The organism is Bradyrhizobium sp. UFLA05-112, from assembly GCF_053572325.1.
Genome location: NZ_JBANBK010000184.1, coordinates 1 through 3,548, shown reverse-complemented (window position 1 = coordinate 3,548; position 3,548 = coordinate 1). Strand labels below are relative to the sequence as shown.

General features: G+C 59.4%; 5 protein-coding genes. 2 read left to right on the top strand and 3 right to left on the bottom strand.

Translation table 11 applies throughout. The features are described 5' to 3' along the window. Positions 1 to 460, top strand: a 460-nt coding sequence (locus SO180_RS42145) for a LysR substrate-binding domain-containing protein (RefSeq protein ID WP_449384667.1), incomplete at its 5' end; no start/stop codon positions are given. Between the two features lie 313 nt (positions 461 to 773). Beyond that, positions 774 to 1,493 (top strand): Mpo1 family 2-hydroxy fatty acid dioxygenase, encoded by a 720-nt coding sequence (locus SO180_RS42140; RefSeq protein WP_449384666.1) that lies wholly within the window; start codon positions 774 to 776, stop codon positions 1,491 to 1,493. Between the two features lie 107 nt (positions 1,494 to 1,600). Here SO180_RS42140 and SO180_RS42135 read toward each other — a convergent pair. From SO180_RS42135 to SO180_RS42125, 3 genes are all read right to left on the bottom strand, one after another. Further along, positions 1,601 to 2,543 (bottom strand): IS630 family transposase gene (locus tag SO180_RS42135; protein ID WP_449384665.1). Its coding sequence is split into 2 segments (ribosomal slippage): positions 1,601 to 2,206 and positions 2,208 to 2,543, totalling 942 coding nucleotides; the frame shifts between segments, so codons are not numbered across the junction. 138 nt (positions 2,544 to 2,681) lie between these two features. Then, entirely contained in the window at positions 2,682 to 2,984 is a 303-nt protein-coding gene (locus tag SO180_RS42130; protein WP_449384664.1) for a hypothetical protein, read from the bottom strand. Positions 2,985 to 3,434: 450 nt separating this feature from the next. Then, positions 3,435 to 3,548 (bottom strand): DUF736 family protein (locus SO180_RS42125; protein ID WP_449380409.1); only part of this gene is annotated, 114 nt, incomplete at its 5' end.

Here is a 3,548-nt window from a genome sequence, read left to right as displayed (position 1 = left end):
GGATGACCACTACGTGTGCGTCATGCACCGCGGCCATCCGCTCGCCGGCAGGAGGCTGCGCGTCGACGACTATGTCAAGGCGAGCCATGCCGTCGTCACCTATGGAGGCACCTGGCGCTCAGGCTACCTCAGAGAGCTCGATGAACGCGGTCTGTCGCTCAACCGGGTAGTCACGGTACCGAGCATCTCAGATCTCACCCACATTCTCCCCGGCACGGATCTAATCTCGACGGTGCCAAGCCGCATCGCTTCGAACATCGCCAAATCCATCGTAACAACGTCGTGTCCCTTCCCCGAACCGTTTCAGATCGGCATGACCTGGACGTCCCGGACGCATCATTCTGCCGCCCACCGGTGGCTGCGGCAACTTATGGCGCGGATTGCCGGCGCTCTGCCGTACAAGGCGGCTCTCGCCGCGCCGTCTGGGCGCACCCGCGGCGGTGCCAATTCCAGAACTTGAATTGGGCTGCCTGCCGGCACGTGGGTCTCTCCGCTACTTTCGAATTTGACGACCCCTCCTCTATTCTCACCAAGCCGCCGACTTGCCGACGGCCCTGCACGACTAAGTCCGTTTCCGGCAGTCCGATCAGATGAGGCGGCTTCGTTAAGTTCCAATCGGACGAGCTCTGGCCGTCCCGCCACGCGGATCGGAACGAGAAAGCCGAGGTTGCCGGTGCCATGCTGTCGGCTTCAAAGAGTGTTGCTTCCGCGCGGCTCGAGCGCGCGCACCAAGCTTGCTCCTCGGTCTTGCCCGGCGACGACGAAACGAGCCTGTGGCCTTCGCCGTTTTCGTCATCGAACATATTCAAGTCATCGAAAGAACAAGTTACACGAATCTATCAAGTATGACGTTTTTGGTAGATTTGACGCGAGGCTTTCCTGCGCGTAAGCACCGAAAACGTTTTTTGACAGTGGGCCAGCAGATGGGTTTGGCAGACGATGAATCGTGCCGTGGCCGCGGACACAGCCAGCAAGGCAAGTGCGGCATGAACTCCTCTTTCCATCGGCTGCTCGCGGATTACGTAGAGTATCATCGCGCCCCCTGGAATTGCGCGATGCACGTCTTCGGCATCCTGTTCTTGTTTCTGGCTGTCAGTCTTCCGCTCAGCCGTTGGGTCATCACACTATTCGGGATCCACATCAGCGTGGCGGCCATCGCCCTCGCGCCTGTGCTGATCCTTTGGTTCGTGCTCGACTTCGAGCTTGGCGCCGCGATCCTTGGCGCTGTGATCGCATTGCTTGGAGCTGCGGCCGTGATCCTCAACCATGTGACGACCGTCGGGATGTGGTCGCTTACTGCCGCCCTGATTGTGCTCGGCGTTGCATCGCTGATCATTGGGCACTCGGTGTTCGAGCGCCGGCGGCCGGCAATGGTCGACAATCCTAGCCATCTATTGGTCGGACCCATGTTTGTCATGGCGAAGTTAGTTGTCGCGCTCGGCTTTCGGCACGATCTCGCCGTCATCGTCGGGAAGCGTCGCCCTTTTCGGTGACCATATTTTCTCGCTACCGTCGCTTCGCGAGGGTCAATTTGAATGTTTTGGATTTTTGTGCGCAGGTCGATGAAGGTGGGGATGCCGGCCTCTAGAGCACGATGTTTTTATACGGAAACATACCCTGAATTTTTGAGATAGTTGGCGCACTCCTCCTTGGAGAAGAGGTCGAGGAGTTCGCCGACCTTGCGCCAAGTCGCTTCGACATCACGTTTCTGCGCGGCTCGCATCAGGTGTTTGAGCTTGGCGAAGACCTGTTCGATCGGGTTGAGGTCGGGGCTGTAGGGCGGCAGGAAGAGCACATGCGCTCCTGTGGCGCGGATGGCGTTGCGCGCCGCCTTGCCCTTGTGACTGCCGAGATTGTCGAGGATGACGAGCTCACCTTTTGCAAGGGTCGGCGCCAGTACCTGTTCGATATAAAGGGTGAAGAGCTCGCCGTTGATGGGGCCGTCGATGACCCATGGGGCGCTGATCCGGTCGTGGCGCAGCGCCGCGATGAAGGTCATGGTCTTCCAGTGGCCGAAAGGCGCAGACGCCTTTAGACGTTGTCCGCTCGGCCCCCAACCTCGCAGCGGCGCCATGTTGGTTTTGATCCAGGTCTCGTCGATAAAGACCAGGCGCGAAGCGTCGATCCTGCCCTGATGGATCTTCCAGCGCGTCCGTTTACGCGCGATATCGGGACGATCTTGTTCGGCCGGCAGGATCGTTTTTTTTGAAGCTCAGCCCTTCGGCATGGACGAACGTCCACACTGCCCGCACGTCGGTCTTGATCCCGCGCGCAGCCAGTTCCTGCGTCAGCTTCCGCAAAGTGAATGGGCCGGAGCGAATGCGTTTGCGCAGCCAGTCGGCATTGGTGCCGGACAGAACCGGCTTCTTGTGACCGCCGATCTTGCCGGGAGAAACGCCGCCGGTCTCCCGCCGCAGATTCTTCCACTTCGTCACACAGGAAGGACTGATCTGAAGCGCTTCTGCAATCGAACGAACGGTCTCGCCCGCGTCAGCCCGCGCAAGAGCGCGTTCCCGAATGTCTTCCGAATAGGGGCGCGTCATCCATGCTGGCCTCCGTTCCCCAGCATGGAGTTTGAATCAGAAATCCTCGCCGAAGGGAATCCCGATTCTGGTAAAACACAACATGCTCTAGCTGCCTGACGGACGCCTGCGTACCTCGTTGAATCTATTTTGATGAGTTCAGCCAACCAGGGCTCCAACCACGACTCGACCCGATCGATCTATGAGGCAAGAGCTCAGCATAAAGTCGGCGAAGCGTCCAATATCCGCCTCATCGACCTGGGCATGGATCTCCATGTCGTCGAGCTGCGCCACCAGGAAGGCGGTTCGCGGCTCGAGGCCTGCGGCGAGCGTCTGGCGATATGATGGTGTGGCCGGTGAGTGAGCTTGCGCTTTGATCTTGGGTATCGTGGTATATTCAAGACACATCGTGGCGCGCAGCAGCCTTGAAGTGATCATCGTCCGTGGCGGCAGCATCTCCATCGCGCCAGCGATCGGTCCTGGTCAGGGCGAGGACCGCGCATGGTCGAGCGGAGCGATGGCACGAGCCAACTGGAGCCTTATTGGCCTTCGCCCCGTTGATTTTCGCATTGAAGATCTTCAGGGTGCCGGCAGCTGCTTAAGGATCAACTTACCCAGCGTGGTTCCTATCGAACGAGCTGACCAAAATCAGGAGAACAGGCCGACCGGAATAGGTCGCGCGCACTTCGGCTCCTGCGGCCACTTTTCCTTCCACAGGACGAGTTCGTTGTTACCATGGACGCTAAGATGCTCCCCCGGAAGACACACTCGACTCCCATCGCGGAGGCAAAATAGCGAAGTCGGTGTCGCGATTCGCTGCAACATAATTCTCCCATCTCACTTTTCCGCCTGTCGGCTCAAAAGAATGTCGCCCCGCCCGAGGAGATCGGGCGGGGCGTAGGTGGAGGTAGATTACTCGCCGGTCTTGCGCGGGCGCGACCAGAGGAGCGTGTAGCCTTCGCTGGCTTCGTCCTCGAACAGGTTCGCGTAGATCGGTGCGTTGAACGAGGGGTCATCGAGCTTGAG

Coding starts and splice junctions, on each gene's coding strand:
- SO180_RS42130 (WP_449384664.1), bottom strand. CDS start 2,984: ATGGAGATGCTGCCGCCACGGACGATGATCACTTCAAGGCTGCTGCGC.